Genomic DNA, 22988 nt, shown 5'->3' on the forward strand with positions numbered 1-22988 from the left:
CACTGCGGTACTGCTCATGGTGGCCCCTGATCACTGCGGGCCACCCGGTCCGGTCGTCAGTCCCGTCGCCGTCCTGCAAACGCTCTGGCTTCGAAACTCCACCACCGCACCGTCATGCCAACTGCAACTGCGTACTACTGCCCGGCAGTTCATGTCTGCCGGGCCTTGCTCGATCTCGGCTACGAAAGAAACCATAACCACACCGTCAGCGAATGTCTACTCCGGTCAGCATAGATTTCTGCGCCCTCGAAGATGAGGTAGTCCACCTCGACCGGTCCGCCCCGGACCGAGCGCGACGCCGCCGACCGCTGGGCGGCATGGAAGTGCGGGCGGAATCCGTCAGCATCCGACACCCTCCGCCTCCACATGGCTGCGACGGCCCATCGACCGGTGACGGCAGCGCCATTGGTGACCACGGTCAGGGACTCCGACCGCCCTGAGGCCGCCGGGCGTTCGGTGCTGAAGTTCCGGCGTCGACGGGAATGCGTCCACGGGACTCCGCCCGTTTCACAATCGTGACAGGCGGAGGACCCGCCTCCCTCACCTGCGCGGCCGCACACACCGCCACTGGCTACACACCGAGTGTATACATGCCGCGTATACACGGTGCGTATAGTGGATCCATGTCCATCGGTCACACCCTTTTGGGGCTCCTGGAGTCCGGCCCGCGGCACGGTTACGAGCTGAAGCGGGCCTTCGACGAGACGTTCGGTCACGATCGGCCGCTGCACTACGGCCAGGTCTACTCGACGATGTCCCGGCTGCTGAAGAACGGTCTCGTCGAGGTCGACGGGATCGAGGCCGGCGGCGGCCCGGAGCGCAAACGTTACGCGATCACCGGCGCCGGCGTCACCGATGTGGAGCAGTGGCTCGGGACCCCGCAGAAGCCCCAGGAGTACCTCCAGTCGGCCCTCTACACCAAGGTCGTCCTCGCGCTGCTCACCCACAGGAACGCCGCCGACATCCTGGACACCCAGCGCTCCGAGCATCTGCGCAGCATGCGCATCCTGACCGACCGCAAACGCAAGGGCGATCTGGCGGACCAGCTGATCTGCGACCACGCCCTGTACCACCTGGAGGCGGACCTGCGCTGGCTGGAGCTGACCGCCGCCCGACTCGACAAACTCCGTGAGGTCATAGCCCGATGACGACTCCTCCCCTTGGTTCCCTGCTCACCGCGCGGGACCTGCGCAAGACGTACGGGCAGACCCACGCCCTCGACGGCGCCGGGTTCTCCATCCACCCCGGCGAGGTCGTCGCCATCATGGGCCCCTCAGGCTCCGGCAAGTCGACGCTGCTGCACTGCCTCGCGGGCATCCTGCCGCCCGACTCCGGGTCGATCACCTACAACGGGCGTGAGGTGACGACGATGAGCGACGGCAGGCGCAGCGCCCTCAGACGCTCGGAGTTCGGGTTCGTGTTCCAGTTCGGGCAACTGGTCCCGGAGCTGACCTGCGTGGAGAACGTCGCCCTGCCGCTCAGGCTGAACGGCTCCTCCCGCAAGGAAGCCGAGCGGTCGGCGCTCGGCTGGATGGAGCGCCTGGAGGTCGACGACCTGAAGGGCAAACGGCCCGGCGAGGTCTCCGGCGGCCAGGGCCAGCGCGTCGCCGTGGCCCGCGCGCTGGTCACGAATCCCCGGGTGGTGTTCGCCGACGAACCGACCGGCGCGCTCGACTCCCACAACGGCGAGCGCGTGATGGAACTGCTCACCCAGGCGGCCCGCTCCGCCAACGCCGCCGTCGTCCTCGTCACCCACGAGGCACGGGTGGCCGCGTTCTCCGACCGCGAGGTCGTCGTACGCGACGGCAAGTCCCGGGACATGGAGCGCGCCGTATGAGCCCGCGACAGTGGGCCGTGGACCTGGCCATGGGAGCCCGGTTCGCCGTCACCGGCGGCCGCGAGGGCTGGGTCCGGACGTCGCTGACGGCGATCGGCGTCGGCCTCGGTGTGGCCCTGCTCCTGCTGTGCAGCGCGGTGCCCAACGTGCTCGCCTCCCGCGGCGAGGTGAACGACGCCCGCCACGTCGACGTGTACACCCGGAACATCCCGCCCAAGGGCGACGACACCCTCCTGGTCGCGGACGCCGACACCACCTGGCGCGACGACGACGTCCTCGGACGGCTGGTCGAACCCGAGGGCGCGCGGGCGCCGCTGCCCCCGGGGGTCGACCGCTTCCCGGGCAAGGGCGAGATGCTGGTCTCCCCCGCGCTCAAGGACGTACTGGAGTCGGACGACGCGAAACTGCTGCGGGAGCGCCTGCCGTACAAGATCACCGGCACGATCGGCGAGAGCGGGCTGGTCGGCTCGCACGAACTGGTCTACTACGCGGGCGCCTCGGGGCTGAAACTCACGGATTCCACCCTGGTCACACGGCTGAACCGGTTCGGCAAACCGGACGCACCGCCCGAGAAGACCGACCCGGTGCTGCTGCTCATGGTCCTGGTCGTGTTCGTGGCACTGCTGACGCCGGTCGCCGTGTTCATCGCCGCCGCCGTCCGCTTCGGCGGCGAACGCCGCGACCGCCGGCTCGCCGCGCTGCGCCTGGTCGGCTCCGACCGGGGGATGACCCGGAGGATCGCGGCGGGCGAAGCGCTGGCCGGGGCGCTGCTCGGCCTGGTCGTGGGCACCGGCCTCTTCCTGCTCAGCCGTCAGAAGCTGGGGACCGGCGAGTTGCTGGGGCTGAGCGTCTGGCCCAGCTACCTCGACCCCGCTCCCGCGCTCGCCGCGCTGGTCGCGGTGGCGGTGCCGGTCGCCGCCGTACTCGTCACGCTGCTCGCGATGCGCGGCGTGGTCGTCGAACCCCTCGGTGTCGTGCGCACGGCCAAACAGCGCCGCCGCCGACTGTGGTGGCGGCTGCTGCCGCCGCTGGCCGGCCTCGGGATGCTCTACCCGATGATCGGCCAGGGCCGTGAGAACGGGGAGTTCAACCAGTACCTCGTCATCGGCGGCGTCCTGATGTTGCTCATCGGCATCACCGCCCTGCTGCCGTGGGTGGTGGAGGCGGTCGTCGTCCGGCTCGGGAAGGGCTCGCTGTCCTGGCAACTGGCTGTGCGCAGGCTGCAGTTGAGCAGCGGCACCGCGGCCCGCATGGTCAACGGCATCGCCGTGGCGGTGGCGGGGGCGATCGCGCTGCAGATGCTCTTCACGGGGACGCAGAGCCAGTACACCAAGAGCACGGGCCAGGACCCGAGCCGGGTCCAGATGCAGGTCGAGTTCAGCGGACCCAGGCAACTGTCCGGCGTCGAGAGCGAGTTCGCCGGCGCCAAGGGCGTACGGGCCGCGGTGGCCCTGGCCCGCGCCGAGTACGGGGACACCCGTCGCGACCCGGAGAACATGAGCAGCATGACCGTGGCCACCTGCGCCGGGCTGCGCGAGCTCGCCACCCTGCCCTCCTGCAAGGACGGTGACGTGTTCGTCACGCGAACGCGCAGCGGCTACGAGAACACCGACAACGCCGCCGAAGTCGCCCTGCTGAAGCCCGGCCGCCGGCTCTACATCGACCCGTCGTACGACGGCGGCGACCGCGGCCTCGAGGTGCCCTGGGCCGTTCCGTCGAACATTCGGGCGGTGGACGCGCGCAAGGACTCCCTGCAGGACTACAACAGTGTGCTGGTCACCCCCGGCGCCCTGCCGCGCGCGGCCGCGCCCGTGGTGATCTCGGACGGCGTCTACCTGCGGCTGGATCCCTCGGTGCCGGACTCACGCGAGTACGTCCGCAACGTCGCCGCCCGCCTCGACCCCCTGGCGCAGACCTACGGCTGGTCGGCGTCCCAGGAGAACGCCAAGTACACCTCCATCCGCACCGGCCTGTTCATCGGCTCCGCCTTCGTGCTGGCGCTGATCGGGGCGAGCCTTCTGGTCTCCCAGCTGGAACAGCTGCGCGAACGCAAGAAGCTGCTCTCCGCGCTGGTCGCCTTCGGCACCCGGCGCCGCACGCTGAGCCTGTCGGTGCTGTGGCAGACGGCCGTCCCGGTCGGACTCGGTCTGGTACTGGCCACCTCGGTGGGCGTCACCCTCGGCTCGGCGCTGCTGAAGATGACCCGTACGCCGGTGATCATGGACTGGGCGAGCGTGTTCACCATGACCGGCGTGGGCGCGGCCGTGGTCGGTGTGGTCACGCTGCTCAGCCTGCCGCCGCTGCTGCGCATGATGCGCCCGACGGGCCTGCGTACGGAGTAGACCCGCGCACACCCCTGAAGTGGGCTCCTCCTGACCGGAGGAGCCCGCTTCTGCGTGTGGTCACGACCTTCCACCTAAGGGCTGTCCCGTAATCCCTGGTGGATCAGCGCACGCCCGCCAGGGATTACGGGACCGCCCTTAGAAGCCGTCGGCGCCGTCCAGGCCGGTCAGGGCGCCGACCGGGTCGGGGTCGGGGGTGCCGCGCGGCCACCAGTCGTCGTGGCCCGGCTCGGATTCATAGGCGTACCACAGGCCTTCGCGGCCGAAGCGGAGCTGGACATGGCCGCGGGGGTGGGTGAGGTGGTTGCGCCAGGGGCGGAAGGCGGGGAGGTCCGCGGCGAGGAGGAGGGGACGGGCCCGGTCGAAACGGCCGGCCGGCGGGTCCCACGCCTCCTCCAGGACGGCGAGTCCGTCGGGGCCGCCCTGACGCCAGGCGGCGACCGCGCGGGCCAGTTCGGCCGGGGTGCGGCCGGCGGCGGTGGCCAGGGCGGAGTACAGGGAGCGGGTGGCGGCGGTGAGGCCGGAGCCGGGGCGGGCGGCGGCGAGCCGTACGGCGTCCTGCCAGAACGTCAGTTCACCGACCTCGTCGCGGCCGGTGGCGAGCAGGGCGTGCGCGCGGGCGGCGGCGTCGGTGGCGAGCTGGTCCAGCGCGAAGGAGTCGGGGCCGCCGTTGGGGAGGGAAGGGTACGCCGGGGGCTGCCCGGGGTGCGGCGGGGTGGGCAACGGGGGTGGGAGCGGGGGGAGTCGGCGTGCGGCCAGGGCGTCCGTGGCCCGGATGCCGGGCAGGGGGTCGGGCTCGCGCTCCTGGGCGGCGCGGGCCGCGCGGGTGGCGTTGCGGCGGGACAGCGCGTCGAGGAGCTCGCGTTCACCCCGGCCGCGCAGGAGGAGCAGGACGAAAGGGTCGGCGTCGAGCAGGCGTGCCGTCTGGTAGCAGAGGGCGGCGGCGTGCTTGCAGGGGTGGCCGTGGTCGGGGCAACTGCACTGCGGGGCGAGGTCCCCGGGCTCCGGCAGCAACGGCACGCCGCAGCCGGCGAGGGACTCGGGCATCTCCTTGTCCAGCAGCGCCGCGATGTGCGCGGGGCGCTCCACGGCGGCGTCCAGGAACCGCTCCCAGTCCTCGTCGCCGAGGGTGCGCAGTCTGACCTGCACGCGGTAGGGGCGGGGGCGGCTGCCCTGCACGTAGGCGAGGACGAGGCCGGGGGTGACCGTGATGGCGTCCACATGGCCCTGCTCGGCGTAACCCCGCCCGCGCGCCAGCCGGTTGACGTCCAGCGCACCTTCTTCGAGCGCGCGCACCCAGGCGTTCCCCCACCAGCTCGCGGCGAACTCACCGGCATCGGCCTGGAGTTCACCGCCGACGGGCCTGGGCGGCAGGGCGGGAAACGTACGGCGGTGCTCACTGTCCCGGTTAGGGGCCGCCATGGAGCGGGGTGAGGAGGGGGGCGAGGGGTGGCTGGGCGCGGCCTGCGAGGCGGCGGCAGCGGGCGCGCCGCCGGGTTCCCGCACCGCGGGACGACCCACCCCGGGAGCGGGCGCGCCGCCGGGTTCCGGCACCGCGGGACGACCGACCCCGGGAGCGGGCGCGTCGCCGGGTTCCCGCACGTCGGGACGACTTCCGGCTGCGGGGGCCGGCTCTCCGGCAGGTTCCCGGACGTCGGCGGGAGCTTCCCGGCGGAGGGAGGCATCGGCCAAGGGGGCGACACCCTCGCGAGCACCCGCAGACGCGGACTCGCGGCTCCGTGCCCCGGAGACGGCAGGCGGAAGCTCACGTGCGGAATCGCCGCCCGGCCCCCCGGCGCCCGGACGGACGGCCCCCGGAACCGGCTCACCAGCCGAAGCCCGGACGTCGGCGGGAGCTTCCCGGCGGAGGGAGGCGTCGGCGAAGGGCTCGGCATCCTCGCGAGCACCCGGAGACGCGGGCTCGCGGTTCGGTGAGCCGGCGGCGGGCGGTGGGAGCTTGCGGGCGGGCGCGCCGGTCTCGCCGGCCGGCTCGGCCGGGTCCTGCCGCGACTTCGCCCGTGCCGCGCGGAGAGCCTCACGCGCGATGTCTCCGGGTCGTGCGCCCACCGCGCCGTGCGCAGAGGAGGCGGTCGGGGCAGCGCCCTCGATGGGGGGCTGCCCTGCACTGGGCGAACCCGGTGGATGGGCTGATCCCGGGCGGCGCAGCGCCGCGCGGGCGGCGTCGGCCGGCCGCTCGCCGGACGTGCCCTGAGTCTTCCGCGGCCCCTCGGTCGTCTCCGCCCGTGCCGCGTCGCCCGCGACCGGCGTCGCCTGCGTCCGGGCGGCACGCAGGGCGCGGCGGGCCTCATCGGCGGGACGGGGTTCGGCCTGCCCGCGCGAAGGCGTCGGCTCCGCCGGTGGACGGGCGGCGGTGTCCGACGGCTCGGGAGCCTCGCGCTCCTGCGCCGACCGCGTGGTGTCGGTCGAGTGAGGCGTGACCTCGTCCGCCTCCGACGCGGCGTCCGGCGGAGAGGTGGGCTCATGGAGTGGGTGGTCTCGCATCACGCCTCCCTTCGGAGGCTGACCAGGTCGGCGAGTTCGGTGTCGGTCAGTTCGGTGAGGGACGATTCGCCGGAGCCAAGGATGGCTTCGGCGAGGGCTCGTTTGCTCTGGAGCATCTCGGCGATGCGGTCCTCGACCGTGCCCTCCGTGATGAGGCGGTGGACCTGCACCGGCTGGGTCTGGCCGATGCGGTAGGCGCGGTCGGTGGCCTGTTCCTCGACGGCCGGGTTCCACCAGCGGTCGAAGTGGACGACATGGCCCGCGCGGGTGAGGTTCAGACCGGTGCCGGCGGCCTTGAGGGAGAGGACCAGGACCGGTGTCGCCCCGTTCTGGAAGCGGTCGACCATGCGCTCGCGTTCGGGCACCGGGGTCCCGCCGTGCAGGAGGTCGACGGGGACCGCGCGGTCGGCGAGGTGGGCGGTGATCAGGCGGGCCATGCCGACGTACTGGGTGAAGACGAGGGCGGAGCCGTCCTCGGCGAGCAGGGTGTCGAGCAGCTCGTCCAGGAGGGCGAGTTTGCCGGAGCGGGAGGCGAGGCCGTCACCGGCGCCGGGGGCCGCCTCCTTGAGGTAGAGCGCGGGGTGGTCGCAGATCTGCTTCAGCGCGCCCAGGAGCTTGAGGACCAGCCCGCGCCGTGCCATGCCCTGCGACGTCTCGATGGCGAGCATCGACTCGCGCACCACCGCCTCGTACAGGGCGGCCTGTTCACGGGTGAGCGGCACGGGGTGGTCGGTCTCGGTCTTGGGCGGCAGTTCGGGCACGATGCCGGGGTCGGACTTCTTGCGGCGCAGGAGGAACGGGCGGACCAGGCGCGCCAGCCGCTCCCCCGCCTCCTCGTCCTCGCCGTTCTCCACCGCGCGCGCGTGCCGGGCGCGGAAGGCCTTCAGCGGACCGAGGAGGCCGGGGGTGGTCCAGTCGAGCAGCGCCCACAGCTCGGAGAGGTTGTTCTCGACGGGTGTGCCGGTGAGCGCCACGCGCGCGGGGGTGGGGATGGTGCGCAGGGCCTTCGCGGTGGCCGAGAAGGGATTCTTGACGTGCTGGGCCTCGTCCGCGACGACCATGCCCCAGGTCTGCCGGGCCAGGTCTGCGGCAGCCGAGCGCATCGTGCCGTACGTGGTGAGGACGAAGCCGTCGGCCAGGCCGTCCAGGGTGCGGTCGGGGCCGTGGAAGCGGCGGACGGGGACGCCGGGGGCGAAGCGGGTGATCTCGCGCTGCCAGTTGCCCAGGAGGGAGGCCGGGCAGACCACCAGGGTGGGTTCGCTGCGGGCCCGCTTCAGGTGCAGGGCGATGAGGGTGATCGTCTTGCCGAGGCCCATGTCGTCGGCGAGGCAGCCGCCGAGGCCTAGCGAGGTCATGAGGTCGAGCCAGGCCAGGCCGCGGAGCTGGTAGTCCCGGAGGGTGGCGCGCAGGCCGGGGGGCGGCTCGGCGGGCCGTACACCCGTGGTGAGACGGTCGCGCAGGGCGGCCAGTGCGCCCACGGGGACGGCTTCGACGGTCTCGCCGTCGATGTCCGCGGTGCCGGTGAGGGCGACGGACAGGGCGTCCACCGGGTCCAGCAGCCCGAGTTCGCGTTTGCGGGCCTTGCGGACGAGGGCCGGGTCGACGAGCACCCACTGGTCGCGCAGGCGGACGACGGGCCGGTGGGCCTCGGCCAGCGTGTCCATCTCGGCCTCGCTGAGCATGTCGCCGCCGAGCGCCAACTGCCAGCGGAAGCTGAGCAGTCGCCCGCTCTCGAAGAAGCCGGTGCCGTCGGTCGCGGAGCCCGGCGCGGAGCGGACGACGGCGGTGGCGCTGAGGTCCTGGGCGAGGTCCCTGGGCCAGTGGACGGCGACCCCGGCCGCGGCGAGGCGGGTCGCGGCCACGCCGAGCAGGTCGTTCACCTCGTCCTCGGACAGGGCAAGGACATCGGGCGTCTCCTGCTCGGCGAGCCGGGCGAGGGGCGGCCAGACGCGGGCCGCACGGCGTACGGCGAGGGCCGCGTCCACGCGGGCGCGTGCGCCGAAGGCGGCGTCCGCCTCGCCCGCCCACAGGGCCGCCGCGTCCGTCACCAGCGTCGGGTCGGCGAGGCTGTGCACCTGCACGACGGCCGCGCCCGCGCGGCGCGCGTCCCCGCCCTCGTCGAACAGGTCGTACGCCGACAGGTCGAGCCGGAGCGAGATCCGCACGCCCGCGTCCATCCCGGCGGCGACCTCGGCGGCCCAGTCGTGGGCGTCGGGGAGCTGCTGCGGGCGACGGTCGGCGAAGGGCTTCCCGGAGGCGTGGGGCGCGGCGGGCGTGCGGGGCAGGGTGTCCGCGACGGCGTCCAGGAACGACCGCATCAGGGCCTCGGGGCGGGGCAGCCGGATCGGGCCGGAGCCCGGGAGCGGGACGGCGTGGCCCTCGTACGGCAGGGCGGCGGCGATGGCGCGCAGGTGGGCGATGTCCTCCGGGTCGAGCGGGCCGGCCCGCCAGGCGTCGTCGCCGTCGGGAGTGAGGCCGGGCAGCAGGCGGCCGCGGGCGGTGAGCCGCAGGGCGTGCAGCGCGGCCGCGCCCCAGCAGGCCGTAGAGAGGTGGGCGGCGGGGTCGCGGCGGGCGCGCACCAGGAGCGGGAGCGCCGTGTCCAGGGGCAGCGACAGCGCGGGGATCTGCCGCCGGCGGACGGAAGCGCCGTGCCGGCGTACGACGGTCAGCTCGGTGAGGTCGGTGTGCGGCGGGGCGGGCAGCGGGCCGTCGTCCGGGTCCCAGAAGGCGACGCGGCCGTCGCGCGGAAGGCGCGCGGGCAGGAAGACGGCGGCGAGGCCCATACCGAGCGGCTCGCGGGACCGCCCGGCGGACGCCGCCGAGGTCGCCTCCGCCGTGGCCCCTGTCGCCGGGGCCGCCCACCTCGTAGCCATGTCGTTCATCCCGCCTGTTCACCTCCCGCCCGTGTGCGGACCCGGTCGTCGATCAGTCGTCTTCGACTCTACGGGCGGGGTCTGACAATCGGCTCCGCCAGCCGTCGGGACGGCCCGGGAGCGGGCGGGGCGGTGGGGGCAGCCCTTAGGGAACCGTGCGGGAGACGACGTAGACCAGGGGGTAGTCGGGGTTTCCGGTGTTGACCACGACGTCCAGGGTGGGCCGCGGGTTCTTCTGCTCGTGGACGAAGCCGAAGTCGTTCCCGGGGCGGGAGCCCGGGCCGGTGAACTTCCAGCCGCTGACGCCCTGGTCCCGCTCGCTGATCGTGATGTCGTCCTTCACCAGGACGGACCGGTTCACGCCCAGGTCCTTCAAGAAGGAGTCCAGACCGGTCTGTGTGGTCTGGAACTGCACATAGAGGCGGCTGGTCTTCCAGTTGTTCGTCTCGTAGTACGCGACGTTGTTCGAGGGGTCCGGCACCGGCACCTGGTAGAGGCGGAGCTGGATTCCGGACGGCCAGCCCTTGGTCAGTCCGGTGGCCGAGTACTTGGCCTCCTTGTCCTTGCCGCTGTCGCGGCTCTGGTTCGCGGAGATCACCAGGTAGCCGGCCGGGACGCCGATGAGGAGCACGATGATCAGCAGCGTGAGCGCCCTGCGCCGGATCATGCGCCCCCTGGGCTCCGGCGGACGGGAGGGCGGGGCGGGCTCGTCGGCCGGCGGGGCCTGGTGGGGCAGGGAGGCCGTCATGCGGTGTCCCGGGCCCGGCGGGCCGCCTCCGCGAACCGCTCGATGCGCTCGTACCGCTCCACCCGGCGGCGCTTGGCACGCCGGAAGCGGCGGGCGACCAGCCGGGCGAGGTCGGCCGCGCCGACCATGCCGGCCTCGGGGCCGAGCTGGGCGCGCACGATGCGGGCCTCGGGGCGGTAGCCGCGGCCGGTGAGGTGCCGTTTGAAGGCGTCGCGCGCGGGGCCGATCAGCAGGTCGTCGGCGGCCGAGACGCCGCCGCCGATCACGAAGCAGGACGGGTCGAGGGCTGCGGCGAGGTTGGCGATGCCGACGCCGAGCCACTGGCCGATGTCCTGGAGCAGCTCGATGCACATCGCGTCGCCCTCGCGGGCCAGCTCGGTGATCATCGGGCCGGTGATGTCGCCGATGCTGCCCTTGACGTGCTCGATGATCCCGTACGCCACCGGGGAGTCCGCCGCGGCCAGCTCGCGGGCCTCCCTGACCAGCGCGTTGCCCGAGCTGTACTGCTCCCAGCAGCCGCGGTTGCCGCACGGGCAGCGGTGACCGCCGGGCACGACCTGCATATGGCCGAACTCGCCGGCGACGCCGTACTTGCCGCGCTTGACCTGGCCGTCCTCCAGGATCGCGCCGCCGATGCCGGTGCCCAGCGTGATCATGACGAGGTGGTCCTCGCCGCGGCCCGCGCCGAAGCGCCACTCGGCCCAGGCGGCGGTGTTGGCGTCGTTGTCGACGAGGACGGGGACGGACAGCCGGCCGGAGAGGCGGTCCCGCAGCGGCTCGTTGCGCCAGGACAGGTGGGGCGCGAACAGGACGCGGTTGCGGTCGGCGTCGACCCAGCCGGCCGCGCCGATGCCGACGGCGTGCACGTCGTGCCGGTCGGACAGGTCCAGTACCAGCTCGGCGATCGTGTCCTCGACGACCTTCGGGCTCTTGGACTTGTCCGGGGTCTCCGTGCGGACCTTCTCCAGGATGTTGCCGTCGGCGTCCACGACGCCCGCCATGACCTTGGTGCCGCCGATGTCGATGCCCACGGTGGGCACACGGGGCGCGGTCAGGTGCGAGCGGCGCTCGCGGGTGCCCACGGTGCGCAGGGCGGGGGCGCGACGGGAGCCGATGGGGGCGGTGAAGGTGCCGTAGGTGCTCATCGTCGCCGATTGTGCCTCACCCACGGGGCGGGTGCCGTGCTGGGGACCGAAGGGGCACGTGAAGTGCGCCGGGCGCAGGGGCGTCGTGCCTCGTCGCGCCACGGGGCCGGCTGCCTCACGGTGACGCGCATCGCACCCGGCCTCACGGTGACGCCCATCGCAGCCGGATTTGTCCGGACAATATCACCGGGCGGTGTCGGTGAACGAGTGCCTGCACCGGGCGTCGTCACCCGGCGGCGTCACCGCGCGGCCCCCGGCACCGGGCCGCTCAGGGGCGCACGAGCAGCTGGAACTCGAACGCGTAGCGGCTCGGCCGGTAGATGTGGTCGCCGAACTCCACCGCGCGGCCGGTGTCGTCGAAGGTCGTGCGCTGCATGGTGAGCAGCGGGGCGCCCTCCGCCTCGGCGAGCCGTCCGGCCTCGTCGGCGGTGGCGGCGCGGGCGCCGATGGACTGGCGGGCGCTGTGCAGGGTGATCCCGGCGGCCCGCATCAGCCGGTACAGGCCCGTGGCCTCCAGTTGCGCCGTGTCCGGGTCGAGCAGGCCGGCGGGCAGGTGGTTGCACAGGTACGCCATCGGCTCCCCGTGCGCCAGCCGCAGCCGCTCCACCCGCTGGACGTCACCGCCCTCGGGGACGCCTAGGGCGGCCGCGACCTCGGCGGACGCGGGGACGACGGTGTTGACGAGGACCGTGGTCGCCGGGCGCTGCCCGGCCGCCTCCAGGTCGTCGTAGAGGCTGCTCAGCTCCAGCGGGCGCTTGACCTGGCTGTGCACGACCTGGGTGCCGACGCCCCGCCGGCGCACCAGCAGGCCCTTGTCGACGAGGGACTGGATCGCCTGCCGCACGGTGGGCCGGGACAGACCGAGCCGGGCGGCGAGCTCGATCTCGTTGCCGAGCAGGCTGCCGGGCGTGAGCGTTCCGTGCTCGATGGCGGCTTCGAGCTGCTGCGACAGCTGGAAGTACAAGGGCACCGGTGAGCTGCGGTCCACTCGGAGTTCGAGCTGCACGGTCGGGTCCACTTCAGGTTTCGGCACGGGCCGAGCGTAGCTCCGCGGCCGGTTGACGGGAAGTAGTGTAGTTCGGTTGTCCGGACATACGCATTGACAGGGCGCCGACTCCGACGTCACCTTGAACACATGCGCATCGGGGTCATCGGGACGGGCCGCATCGGCACCATTCATGCGAGGACGCTCAGCCGTCACCGGGAGGTCGGATCCCTCATCCTGACGGACACGGATCCCGCGCGGGCCCAGGAGCTGGCGTACCGGCTGGGCGAGACGGCCGCGCCGGGCGTGGACGAGATCTTCCGGTGGGGCGTGGACGCCGTGGTCATCACGACGGCGACCTCCGCCCACGCCGAGCTGATCGGCCGGGCCGCCCGCTCGGGGCTGCCGGTCTTCTGCGAGAAGCCCATCGCCCTGGACCTGGCGGGCACCTCGGCGGCGATCGCCGAGGTCGAGGCCGCCGGGACCGTCCTGCAGATGGGCTTCCAGCGCCGCTTCGACGCGGGGTACACGGGGGCGCGGGACGCCGTGCGCTCGGGACGGCTCGGGCGACTGCACACCGTGCGGGCGGTGACGTCGGACCAGTCGCCGCCCCCGCCCGCCTGGCTGCCGCTGTCCGGCGGACTGTTCCGGGACGCGCTGATCCACGACTTCGACGTGCTGCGCTGGGTGACCGGGCGCGAGGTGACCGACGTGTACGCGACCGGGTCCGACGCCGGCCCTGCCATGTTCCGCGCCGCCGGCGACGTGGACACGGCCGCCGCGATCCTCACCCTGGACGACGGCACCCTCGCCACGGCGACGGCGACCCGGATGAACGGGGCCGGCTACGACGTGCGCATGGAGCTGGCCGGCGAGCTCGACCAGATCGTCGTGGGCCTGGACGACCGCACCCCGATCGCCTCCACCGAGCCGACCGGTCCCCCGGCGGCGGACAAGCCCTGGACCGGCTTCTTCGAGCGCTTCGGCCCCGCCTACGAGGCAGAGCTGACGGCGTTCGTGGACGTCCTGCGGGGTGCGCGGCCCAACCCCTGCGACGGCCGCGAGGCGCTCCAGGCGCTCCGTGTCGCCGAGGCGTGCGAGGTGTCCCGCCGCGAGCGAAGAGCGGTGTCGCTCGCCGAGATCCCGGGGGCGGGCCCGGCCGAGGGCGGCCCTGCCGCACCGCGAGAGCCGGAGCCGTACCGGCACTTCCCCGGGGCGGGCGGCCAGAGCGACGGCACGGGATTACGGCCGCGGACCGCTCACAGAGCGGAGGGAGCGGACGGAGTTCCTGGGGTGTACGACGCCTACGCGGCCCCCGGGGCGTACGAGGCGCCCGGCGTGACCGGGGCCTGGGGCGGCGGCTCGGAGGCGTACGGCGGCCCGGGGACCTACCCCTACGGGTGACCCCGCGCAAAAGGCCCCGGAGGATGCGGCCTCAGTCGTCCAGCAGTCCCGCGTCGTGCGCCAGCAGCGCGATCTGCACCCGGTTGTTGAGGTCGAGTTTGGCCAGGATGCGGGAGACGTGCGTCTTGACGGTGGCGACGCTCATGAACAGGCCGGCGGCGATCTCCGCGTTCGACTGACCGCGGCCGACGGCGACGGCCACCTCGCGTTCGCGTTCGCCCAGGGCCGCGACGCGCTCACGCGCGCGGGAACGCCGGGTGTCGGCGGCGGCGTCGGCCGCGTGGTCCATCAGCTGGCGGGTGACCGTGGGCGACAGCACGGGGTCGCCGGCCGCGACCCGGCGCACGGCGTCGAGGATCTCGGCGGGCGGGGTGTCCTTGAGGACGAAACCGGCGGCGCCCGCGCGCAGCGCGCGCAGGACCTGCTCGTCGGCGTGGAAGGTGGTCAGGACGACGACCTGAGGGGCCTGACCGCGCGAGCGCAGCCGTTCGGTGGCGGTCAGACCGTCCACGGCCGGCATGCGGATGTCCATGAGGACCACGTGCGGACGGGTGCGGTCGACGAGCGCCTCGACCTCGCCCCCGTCACCGGCCTCCCCGACGATCTCTATGTCGTCGGCGCCGCCCATCATGAAGGACAACCCGGCACGCACCAGGGGGTCGTCATCTACGAGGAGGACTCTGATCGCAGTCATGGTGCGTACGTAATCATGCTTGCGGCGGGCGAGTTGACGCTCCGGGGGACGCACCCACGCGCGCGCGTGCCTGCTGCTGCGCCGACGCCGGCCAGGGCAGCCACGCGCATACCTCGAAGCCGCCGTCGCCGCGCCGCCCGTGTTCCAGGCGGCCGCCGGCGAGGGTGGCTCGTTCGCCGAGGCCGATCAGCCCTTGACCGGAACCGGGGACGGGGGGCACCTCGCCGTCGGGGGCGGGGTTGCGGACGGTGACGGCGAGGCCCTCGCCAGGGCCGCCCGCGACGGTGACCGCGGCCTCCGTGCCGGGGGCGTGCTTGCGGGCGTTGGTCAGGCACTCCTGGGCGATCCGGTACGCGGTGCGGCCGACGGAGGCGGGGACCGCGCCGGGGTCGGTGACGCGTTGTTCCAGAGTGACCTTCATGCCCGCCGCACGGGACTCCGCGACCAGCGCGTCCAGGGCGGCCAGCGTCGGCTGGGGGCGGCCGGTGTCGTCCGGCGCGTCGGCCCGCAGCACGCCGATGATCTCCCGCAGGTCCTGGAGGGCCTCGTGGGCGCTCTCGCGGATCACGCCGGCGGCTCTGACGACCTCCTCGCGGGGCGCGTCCGGCCGGAACTCCAACGCGCCCGCGTGCACGCTGAGCAGGGTCAGCCGGTGAGCGAGCACGTCGTGCATCTCGCGGGCGATGGCCTCGCGGGCCAGCCGCTGCGCCTGCTCGGCGCGAAGCCGCGCCTCCGTCTCTGCGCGCCGGGCCCGGTCGCGCAGGCTCAGCATGAGCTGTCGCTTGGAGCGCACGAACATGCCCCAGACGATGATCGTGACGGTGAACAGCATGGTCCACACCACGGCCGGCCCGTAGGCCAGGTCCGGGTCCGGGCGGGCCCACAACACCACCGGGATCAGCGCGAGGTGGCCGCCGCCGATCCAGGCCACGTACCGGAAGGGCCGGTGCACGGCGAGGGTGAAGAGGGCGATCGCGCCGACGCCGCCCGAGGTGGTCGACAGGAAGCCGACCGGGATCGCTCCGAGCGAGAGAGCGACGGGCCAGCGGCGGCGCAGCCAGGTCGCGGCACAGGCGAGGGCTCCGATGAGCTGGTCGGCGACGAGGACGGAGTGCGGAAGGCCCGATTCGCCGGGGAGCGTGTCCGCCACCAGAAGGCCGACGGCGACCGCGACGAGGAAGCAGGTGAAGTCGACCACCCAGTCGCGCACGGTACGGCGAGGACGGGCTCCGGACCGGCCGAATCGACCGGGCCGCCCGGACCGCTCGGCCGGCTCGCCCCCCGCGCTCCCGTTCTCCGTCTCCAGTTCGGCGGCCACCGCGGACGGCAGCAGCCATCGGCGGCCCGGGAAGGCGGGCGCGGTCGGCGCGGATCGGTCGTCACCCCTCATGGGCGTCGAATCTACGCAGCCGGCGGCGCCGCCACCGCCCGTCCGACGGGATCGGCGACCGAAAGCGGCCGACGCGCGACGGAGGCTGACGGACACTCCGACCGAAGGATGACAGGGCGCGTGCTTTCGGCGTGGGAGACCGGCCGCCGGCGCCGACTTTCGCCGGACGCGCACCGCTCGCCGGCCGATGTGCGCGTGGGGCCGACGGGCCAAGGTGGGGGCATGAGGCAGCTGCTGGAGGTACTCGGATTCATCGCCCTGGTGCAGGGCATAGCCGGCCTGGTGCACGAGTTCACCGACGTGCACTGGGGCCTGGTGCAACAGCTGGGCTTCCTCGACGGCTACGAGGTCTACGCGAGCGTCGCGCTGCTGGTGCTCTCCTTCGCCCTGTTCGCCATGGCGGAGGCCCAGAAGCCGCGCTGAGGTCGGCGTCGCCGACGCGGAACGGCGACCGGGGCGGTGGGGCGGCCTCCCCGGGATCGGGCCCCGCTGGCGGCTCAGCCCGACGTCGTGCTCGCCGGGCAGCCGGCACGCCTCGCGCGGCACGCCCTCGCCGCGTCAGGGGAAGGCGATGCTGTGGCCGTGGTGCGTCCCGATAGGGAGCCCAGCTCCGATTCCGCCCCTGAGGCCACGAAGTCCGCTCGCGGCCTCAGGGGCGTGCGGCACTCCTGCCACCGCGGGCGGGCCCTGGCCGCAGGCCGCCGAGCGAGGAGCGAGGAGCGCACCGCGTCAGGCTCACGCGTCCTGTCAGTCGCCCGTCATCAGGGTCAGCACGCTGTGCGGTGCATGGTCGTCGATCATGAGTCCGTAGAAGCCGTCGTCGTGCGCTTCCACCTCGGCGGCGCGGGCGAACATGGCCTCCTCGTGCGCGGCGAAGGCAGCTTCCGCGTCACCGGGGTGCGCGGCGAGGGCCCGGCCGAGTTCCGCGCCGTCCTGCATGGCCAGGTTGGCGCCTTCGCCGTTCGGCGCCTGTAGGTGGGCGGCGTCGCCGAGCAGGGTCACCCCTCGTACGCGATCCCAGCGGTGTCCGGCCGGCAGTGTGAAGACGGGCCGCAGGGCCGGCGGGGTGTCGCTGCCGGTGATCAGGGCGGTGAGTTCGGGAGCCCAGCCGTCGAACTCCTTCGCCACCCGTGCGGTGAGGGTCCCGGCGTCGGCGGTGTCGAGGCCGGCGAACCAGTCCTGCGGCTTCTTCAACTGCGCGTAGGTGTGCAGGGTTCCGCCGCCTTCCCGGTGGGCCAGCAGCCCCCGGCCCGGGGCGAGCGCGAACAGTGAACCGGCTCCGACCGCCTTGGCGGAGGCGGGGTGGCGGGTCTCCGCGTCGAAGAGGAACGTCTCGACGCTGCAGACGCCGAAGTACCGCGGAGCGGCCTTCGAGAGCAGCGGTCGTACCCGCGACCAGGCGCCGTCGGCGCCGATGAGCAGGTCCGCGACCTCGGTGGCGCCGTCGGCGAAGTCCACCCGGTGGCGGCCGTCGGCGAGGGCCCGCACGGCGGTGACCTTGTGACCCCAGCGGACGGTTCCGGCCGGCAGGGAGTCGAGCAGCATCCGCCGCAGTGCGCCGCGCGGTACCTCCGGGCGCTCGCCGGTTCCAGTGTCGGGCAGGTCGAGCAGCACGTTGCCCGCCCGGTCCATGACCCGGTACGCCTCACGGCCCGGCAGGACCAGTGTGCGGAACTCCTCGATGAGACCGGCTGCTTCCAGGGCGGCCTGCCCGCTGTGGGGGTGCAGGTCGAGCAGGCCGCCCTGGCGGCGGGCGTCCGGCGCGGGCTCGGCCTCGTGGACCGTGGCCCGGATGCCGTGGACATGCAGTACGCGGGCCAGCGTCAGGCCGCCCAGACCCGCTCCGACGATGGTGACGGGTGTCGTCATGGTTTCCTCCCCGGCCCCGTGAAGGGGCGATACGACGCCCACTTTGGATCGCCGCTCCAATCAAGCTAACACGGAGTTGGATCGACGCTCCATCCATGGGATGCTGGGGCCATGGAGAAGAGAGCGGCGAAGGGATCCGCGCGGGCCGCGCGGCGGACGGACAGCCTGTCGAGGGAGCTGATCATCCGGACCGCGATCGAGATCCTGGACAGCGGCGGCGAGAAGGCGCTGACCCTGCGCGCGCTCACCGAGCGCCTGAGCACCGGCTACGGGGCGATCTACCACCACGTCGCGGACAAGGGCGATGTGCTCGCCACGGCCACCGACGACGTCATCGCCGGCGTGCTGTCCGGCGCCGTCGCCGACGCGGACCCCCTCACCGCTCTGCGCCGCCTCGCCCTCGGCCTGTTCGACGCGGTCGACGCGCACCCCTGGATCGGGACGGAACTCTCCCGGCAGCCGTGGCGGCCCGCACTGCTGGACTTCTACGAGAGCGTCGGCCGGCTCATGAACGCCCTCGACGTCCCGGAGAAGGCGCGCTTCGACGCGGCCGGCGCGCTCGTGAACTACGTCCTCGGCGTCGCCGCCCAGAACGCCGCGAACGCACGGCTGCACGCGGGCGACGACACGGACCGGGAGGCCTTCCTGAAGGACGCCGCCGCCCAATGGGCGCGGATCGACCCCGCCCGGTACCCGTTCGTGCACGCGGCGGCGACTCGCCTGGGCGAGCACGACGACCGCGAACAGTTCCTCGTCGGAGTCGACATCTTCCTCGCCGGCATCTCGGCCCTGCGCTGACCGTACGGGCCACCGACGCCGTCAACCGCCCGCGGGCGGTTCAGGGGTGGAGGTGACTGCGTTCGCCGTCGCGGTCGAGAACGATCAGGATCTCGGCGGGGCCGCGATCGCCGCGGAGGCGTGGGGGGGTCATCGTGGAGAAGGACGCGGCTTGCCCGGCCTCGACCCGGACGACGCGTTCGCCGAGGTGGAGGACGACGGTGCCGGACAGCACGGTGAACCAGTCACGTCCGGGTGGACGCCCGGGTCGTCGGGGGTGACGTCGCCGGCCTCGCCGCCCTGGGCGTCCTCCTGGACGCCGCCGGAGTTCAGCCGCCCAGTTCCTGGCACCGGGCCGCCAGCCTCGCCGCGCCCTCGGTGGTCAGGGAGCCGAACAGGCGCAGCCGGGAGATGCCGCCGTCGGGATAGACGTCCACGCGCGCGTGCGTGCCGACCGCCGGGGCCGGCAGGACGAAGCGGTGGTTGGTGTCGGGCTGCAGGCGGGTGCGCGGGAGGATCTCCCGCCAGTCGCCGTCCTCACCGTCTCTCACGGAGACCGCCGCCCAGCCGGCGCTGTTGCCCTTCAGGTACGCCGTGTCGATCTCCAGGGCGCGGATCCGGGCCTGGGCGGCCAGCCGGTAGCGGATCCAGTCGTGGCCGTGGTCGCGGCGGCGGCGGGTCTCCCAGCCGTCGTCCATCTTGGCGGAGCGGCCCGGCCGGATGGTGTTGCCGGCCGGTGAGTAGAAGCGGTCGGAGACGTCCTCGACCTGGCCGCCGTTCTCCAGCGCGACCACGTCGAACGCGCCGAGGGCGGTGAGCCAGGCGGCGTCGGGGACGACCTCTCCGTACACGCGCAGACGGGCGATGCCACCGTCGGGATGCTGGTTGACCCGGAGGTGGGTGAAGCACTGCTCCACGGCCACCTCGAACCCGTTCGCCGCGTGGCCGCCCACGGGGGTGCGGGGGACGAGCGTCGTCCATTTCACGTCGTCCGCGAGCAGTTCCCGCGGGGACGGGGAGCCGGGCATCGACGTGCCCTCGACGGACACCGCCTGCGGATGGTTGCCGCGGAAGTGGGCGGTGTCCACGACGACGCCCCGGACGACGCCGGGCGCGCCGAGCCGGACCAGCGCCCAGTCGTGGTCGTCCGCCGTGGGCCACGGGTGTTCGGCCGATGCCCCGCGCCGGCGGCGGGTCTCCCAGCCGTCCATGATCTTGCCCTTGTGGCCGAAGCGTTCCGGATCGAACACGGCGGGCCCGGGCAGCAACAGGTTCTCCCGGTGGGCGAAGAACTCGTCGTTGGCGGCGATGACCGAGGCGCCGAGCTCCCGGGCGGCGAGGTCGACGTACCGGGTGAAGGAGAAGTCCGCGGTGCGGTAGTCCGCGTACGGGTCGCCGCCGCCGTAGGGGTTCGCGTCGCCGGTGAAGCTCGGTATCGCCGTCACGGGGTGCCTTTCGACTGTCGGCCGCGCGGATGCGGGAGGCCGTGCGGGTTGCGGGGGCGGACGGGTCGCGGGGGCGGATGGGTCGCGGGGGGCGGGCCGGGTCAGTCGGCGCGGGTGAGGAGCCGGCCCTCCGGCGCGGTGAACTCGCCGTCGGCATAGATGCGTCGACCGCGCAGCCAGGTGGACTTCACGACGCCGTGCAGGGTCCTGCCTGCGTACGCCGTGACGCGGTTGCGGTGCTGGAGGGCCGCGGGGTCGACGGTGAAGGTCTCTTCCGGGGCGAGGACGGCGAAGTCGGCGTCGCGGCCCGCCTCGACGGCACCCTTGCGGTCGAGACCGACGAGTGCCGCGGTGCGCGTGGACATCCAGCGGACGACGTCCTCCAGGCCGTGGCCGCGCCGTCGCGCCTCGGTCCACACCGCAGGCAGGCTCAGCTGGAGTCCGGAGATGCCGCCCCACGCGGTGGCGAAGTCGCCGGTCTTGAGGTCGGCCGTGGACGGGGAGTGGTCGGTGACCACGCAGTCGACGGTGCCGTCCGCCAGCGCCTGCCACAGCAGGTCCTGGTTGGCGGCCTCACGGATGGGCGGGCAGCACTTGAACTCGCTGGCGCCGTCGGGGACTTCCTCGGCGGTGAGGGTCAGGTAGTGCGGGCAGGTCTCCACGGTGAGGCGGACGCCGTCGGCCTTGGCGGCGGCGATCAGGGGCAGGGCGTCGCTCGACGAAAGGTGCAGGACGTGCACACGCGCGCGGAGGCGGGCCGCCTCGGCGACGAGTCCCGCGATCGCGCTGTCCTCGGCACGGCGTGGCCGGGAGGCGAGGAAGTCGGCGTACCGGGGGCCGCCGCGCTGCGGGGCGGCGTCGAGGCGGTGCGGGTCCTCGGCGTGCACGATGAGCAGGCCGCCGAAGCCGGCGATCGTCGCCATCGACCGGGCCAGCTCCTCCCGGCCGAGGTGGGGGAACTCCTCGACGCCCGAGGGCGAGAGGAAGGCCTTGAAGCCGAAGACCCCGGCGTCGTACAGCGGGCCCAGGTCCCCGACGTTGCCGGGCAGGGCGCCGCCCCAGAAGCCGACGTCGACGTGTGCCTTGTCCGCGGCGGTCTGCCGTTTCGTACGGAGGTGGTCGACCGTCGTGGTGGGCGGGAGGGAGTTGAGGGGCATGTCGACGAGGGTGGTGATGCCGCCGGCCGCCGCGGCGCGCGTGGCGGTCCAGAAGCCCTCCCATTCGGTGCGGCCCGGGTCGTTGACGTGGACGTGGGTGTCGACGAGGCCGGGCAGCAGGACGTCGTCCCCGAGGTCCTCCAGACGGGCGCCCGCGGGCGGCCTCGCGTCATGGGGGAGGACGGCGGTGATGACGCCGGCGGCCACCGCGACCGAGGCGGCGCGCATGCCCTGAGGGGTGATGACGCGCGTCGAGCGCAGCACCAGATCGGCGTCGGAGGGCGCCGGTCCGGCATCGGACGGCATCAGCTCGGCGTCGGACACTCGGGCCCCTCTCTGCCGCTGTCGCACCACCGGTTTCAACGTTCTGTTGAAGGAGTGTTCACTTCCGGCCGTGCACCGTCAAGGGCACACCCCGCGACCCTCCTCTCCCTCTCTCCACCATGCCCCACCGTCGCCACCCTGGACGTTTCCGTGAAGTGACATGACGATTCCGGCTGACAGGCGGCGATCGCGGGCGAGGCAGGGCGCGACCGGCCGCCGGGTACGCTTCAGATCTTCCCGCCAGCCGCGAAAGGAACGCGCCCGTGCCGACGTCCAGCGCCAGCGCCAGCGACTCCACCAAGTCCGCCGGCGGGGGAGTCCAGTCCCTCGAGCGCGCCTTCGACCTGCTGGAGCGCATGGCGGACGCGGGCGGCGAGGTCGGGCTCAGCGAGCTGTCGGCGAGCAGCGGGCTGCCGCTGCCCACCATCCACCGCCTGATGCGCACCCTGGTGGCCTGCGGATACGTCCGCCAGCAGCCCAACCGCCGGTACGCCCTCGGCCCGCGTCTGATCCGTCTCGGCGAGTCCGCGTCCCGGCTGCTCGGCACCTGGGCCCGCCCCTATCTCGCCCGCCTCGTCGACGAGACCGGCGAGACGGCGAACATGGCGCTGCTCGACGGGGACGAGGTCGTGTACGTGGCGCAGGCGCCGTCGAAGCACTCGATGCGGATGTTCACCGAGGTCGGCCGCCGGGTCCTGCCGCACTCCACGGGCGTCGGCAAGGCGCTCCTCGCGGACTTCCCCGAAGACCAGGTGCGCGCCCTGCTGACCCGCACGGGCATGCCCGCCGCGACCGAGAAGACCATCACCACCCCGGACGGCTTCCTGGCGGCCCTGGCCGAGGTCCGGCGCTCCGGTTACGCGATCGACGACAACGAGCAGGAGATCGGCGTCCGCTGCCTCGCGGTGCCGGTGCCGGACTCCCCCACCCCGGCGGCCATCTCCATCTCGGGCCCGGCGGGCCGGGTCACGGAGACGGCCACGGAGCGGATCGTGCCGGTGCTGCAGCAGGTGGCGGGAGCGCTGTCCGAGGCGCTCGCCACGCGGAACGACGCGTAGCCGGCCCGCGGCGTCCCATCGGGTGCGCCACCCCCGCCCCGTGGCGGCCGGCCGAACAGGTCCACCGCCCGACGCACGGGTGCGCTACCCCCGCCCCCGCGGCGGCCGGCCGAACACGTCCACCGCCCGACGCACCTCCGACAGCCCGCCGGACAGCGCGCTCATCGAGCCGATCGCCCCGGCGATCAGCAGCAACGAGCGGCGCAGGCGCGGGACTTCGGGCACGCCGTGCGCGGCCATCGCGGCGAGGGCGGCGAGTTCGTCCTCGGCGATGGCACGGTCCGGGAACTCCGCCGGATGCGCGGCGAGTTCACGGCGCAGCCGGGACACCGCGGTCCGCAGCCCCGCCACCCTGGGATCCTCGTCACTGCCGGTCACCGGCCTCTGCCCCAAGCTCCGCAACACAGCATTCCCCCTCGTGCGCGCCTTCGTCGTGCC

General features: G+C 73.6%; 18 protein-coding genes and 1 pseudogene. 7 read left to right on the forward strand and 12 right to left on the reverse strand.

Annotated features, from left to right (window positions below):
• Positions 1-623 precede the first annotated feature (623 nt).
• Genes ACIRS4_RS05915 through ACIRS4_RS05925 form a run of 3 tightly spaced genes read left to right on the forward strand, consistent with a single transcriptional unit; the run spans position 624 to position 4179 of the window.
• Positions 624-1148, forward strand: coding sequence for a PadR family transcriptional regulator (locus tag ACIRS4_RS05915; RefSeq protein WP_404190558.1), 525 nt, complete (start codon positions 624-626; stop codon positions 1146-1148).
• Positions 1145-1837 (forward strand): ABC transporter ATP-binding protein, encoded by a 693-nt coding sequence (locus tag ACIRS4_RS05920; protein WP_404190560.1) that lies wholly within the window; start codon positions 1145-1147, stop codon positions 1835-1837. Before ACIRS4_RS05915 ends, ACIRS4_RS05920 begins: the two co-directional genes overlap by 4 nt.
• Positions 1834-4179, forward strand: coding sequence for an ABC transporter permease (locus ACIRS4_RS05925; RefSeq protein ID WP_404190563.1), 2346 nt, complete (start codon positions 1834-1836; stop codon positions 4177-4179). Before ACIRS4_RS05920 ends, ACIRS4_RS05925 begins: the two co-directional genes overlap by 4 nt.
• 138 nt (positions 4180-4317) lie before the next feature.
• On the opposite strand, the gene ACIRS4_RS05930 is transcribed toward ACIRS4_RS05925, so the two are convergent.
• The 5 genes from ACIRS4_RS05930 to ACIRS4_RS05950 form a co-directional block, all read right to left on the reverse strand.
• Complete coding sequence (locus ACIRS4_RS05930) at positions 4318-6471, reverse strand: SWIM zinc finger family protein (protein ID WP_404191068.1); 2154 nt, start codon at positions 6469-6471, stop codon at positions 4318-4320.
• 209 nt (positions 6472-6680) lie between these two features.
• The gene (locus ACIRS4_RS05935) at positions 6681-9464 is read right to left on the reverse strand and encodes an SNF2-related protein (protein WP_404191071.1); all 2784 of its coding nucleotides are present in this window, start codon (positions 9462-9464) and stop codon (positions 6681-6683) included.
• 235 nt (positions 9465-9699) lie between these two features.
• Positions 9700-10302, reverse strand: coding sequence for a sugar kinase (locus ACIRS4_RS05940; protein WP_404190566.1), 603 nt, complete (start codon positions 10300-10302; stop codon positions 9700-9702).
• Positions 10299-11447: an ROK family glucokinase gene (locus ACIRS4_RS05945; protein WP_404190568.1), complete on the reverse strand. Its 1149-nt coding sequence runs from the start codon at positions 11445-11447 to the stop codon at positions 10299-10301. The genes ACIRS4_RS05940 and ACIRS4_RS05945 overlap by 4 nt, the downstream gene beginning before the upstream one ends.
• Before the next feature lie 268 nt (positions 11448-11715).
• Positions 11716-12453: a GntR family transcriptional regulator gene (locus ACIRS4_RS05950; protein WP_404191074.1), complete on the reverse strand. Its 738-nt coding sequence runs from the start codon at positions 12451-12453 to the stop codon at positions 11716-11718.
• A gap of 129 nt (positions 12454-12582) precedes the next feature.
• On the opposite strand from ACIRS4_RS05950, the pseudogene ACIRS4_RS05955 reads away from it, so the two are divergent.
• Positions 12583-13581 (forward strand): annotated as a pseudogene (locus ACIRS4_RS05955) (Gfo/Idh/MocA family oxidoreductase); the annotation flags it as partial.
• A 286-nt stretch (positions 13582-13867) separates the two neighbouring features.
• Here the strand turns inward: ACIRS4_RS05955 and ACIRS4_RS05960 are convergent.
• A complete protein-coding gene (locus ACIRS4_RS05960; RefSeq protein WP_404190571.1) occupies positions 13868-14530 on the reverse strand; it encodes a response regulator in 663 nt (220 codons plus the stop codon).
• A gap of 13 nt (positions 14531-14543) precedes the next feature.
• Positions 14544-15920, reverse strand: coding sequence for a sensor histidine kinase (locus tag ACIRS4_RS05965; RefSeq protein WP_404190574.1), 1377 nt, complete (start codon positions 15918-15920; stop codon positions 14544-14546).
• 222 nt (positions 15921-16142) lie between these two features.
• On the opposite strand from ACIRS4_RS05965, the gene ACIRS4_RS05970 reads away from it, so the two are divergent.
• Positions 16143-16343, forward strand: coding sequence for a hypothetical protein (locus tag ACIRS4_RS05970; RefSeq protein WP_404190577.1), 201 nt, complete (start codon positions 16143-16145; stop codon positions 16341-16343).
• 324 nt (positions 16344-16667) lie between these two features.
• On the opposite strand, the gene ACIRS4_RS05975 is transcribed toward ACIRS4_RS05970, so the two are convergent.
• Positions 16668-17789, reverse strand: coding sequence for an FAD-dependent oxidoreductase (locus tag ACIRS4_RS05975; protein WP_404190579.1), 1122 nt, complete (start codon positions 17787-17789; stop codon positions 16668-16670).
• A 111-nt stretch (positions 17790-17900) separates the two neighbouring features.
• Between ACIRS4_RS05975 and ACIRS4_RS05980 the strand changes: the two genes are divergently transcribed.
• On the forward strand, positions 17901-18587 hold the full coding sequence (locus tag ACIRS4_RS05980) for a TetR/AcrR family transcriptional regulator (protein WP_404190582.1): 687 nt from the start codon (positions 17901-17903) through the stop codon (positions 18585-18587).
• Between the two features lie 40 nt (positions 18588-18627).
• Here ACIRS4_RS05980 and ACIRS4_RS05985 read toward each other — a convergent pair whose 3' ends face one another.
• The 3 genes from ACIRS4_RS05985 to allB all read right to left on the reverse strand — a co-directional run bounded on the left by ACIRS4_RS05985 (position 18628) and on the right by allB (position 21474).
• Entirely contained in the window at positions 18628-18801 is a 174-nt protein-coding gene (locus tag ACIRS4_RS05985; RefSeq protein ID WP_404190584.1) for a hypothetical protein, read from the reverse strand.
• 94 nt (positions 18802-18895) lie between these two features.
• Positions 18896-20011 (reverse strand): allantoicase, encoded by a 1116-nt coding sequence (gene alc / locus ACIRS4_RS05990; protein ID WP_404190587.1) that lies wholly within the window; start codon positions 20009-20011, stop codon positions 18896-18898.
• A 101-nt stretch (positions 20012-20112) separates the two neighbouring features.
• Positions 20113-21474 (reverse strand): allantoinase AllB, encoded by a 1362-nt coding sequence (gene allB, locus ACIRS4_RS05995; protein ID WP_404191077.1) that lies wholly within the window; start codon positions 21472-21474, stop codon positions 20113-20115.
• A 281-nt stretch (positions 21475-21755) separates the two neighbouring features.
• Between allB and ACIRS4_RS06000 the strand changes: the two genes are divergently transcribed.
• A complete protein-coding gene (locus tag ACIRS4_RS06000; RefSeq protein ID WP_404190590.1) occupies positions 21756-22550 on the forward strand; it encodes an IclR family transcriptional regulator in 795 nt (264 codons plus the stop codon).
• A gap of 84 nt (positions 22551-22634) precedes the next feature.
• Here ACIRS4_RS06000 and ACIRS4_RS06005 read toward each other — a convergent pair whose 3' ends face one another.
• Positions 22635-22928, reverse strand: coding sequence for a DUF5955 family protein (locus ACIRS4_RS06005; RefSeq protein ID WP_404190592.1), 294 nt, complete (start codon positions 22926-22928; stop codon positions 22635-22637).
• Positions 22929-22988: the final 60 nt, after the last annotated feature.

Source organism: Streptomyces sp. NPDC101166 (genome assembly GCF_044768125.1).
In the GTDB taxonomy this organism is placed as follows: Bacteria; Actinomycetota; Actinomycetes; order Streptomycetales; family Streptomycetaceae; genus Streptomyces.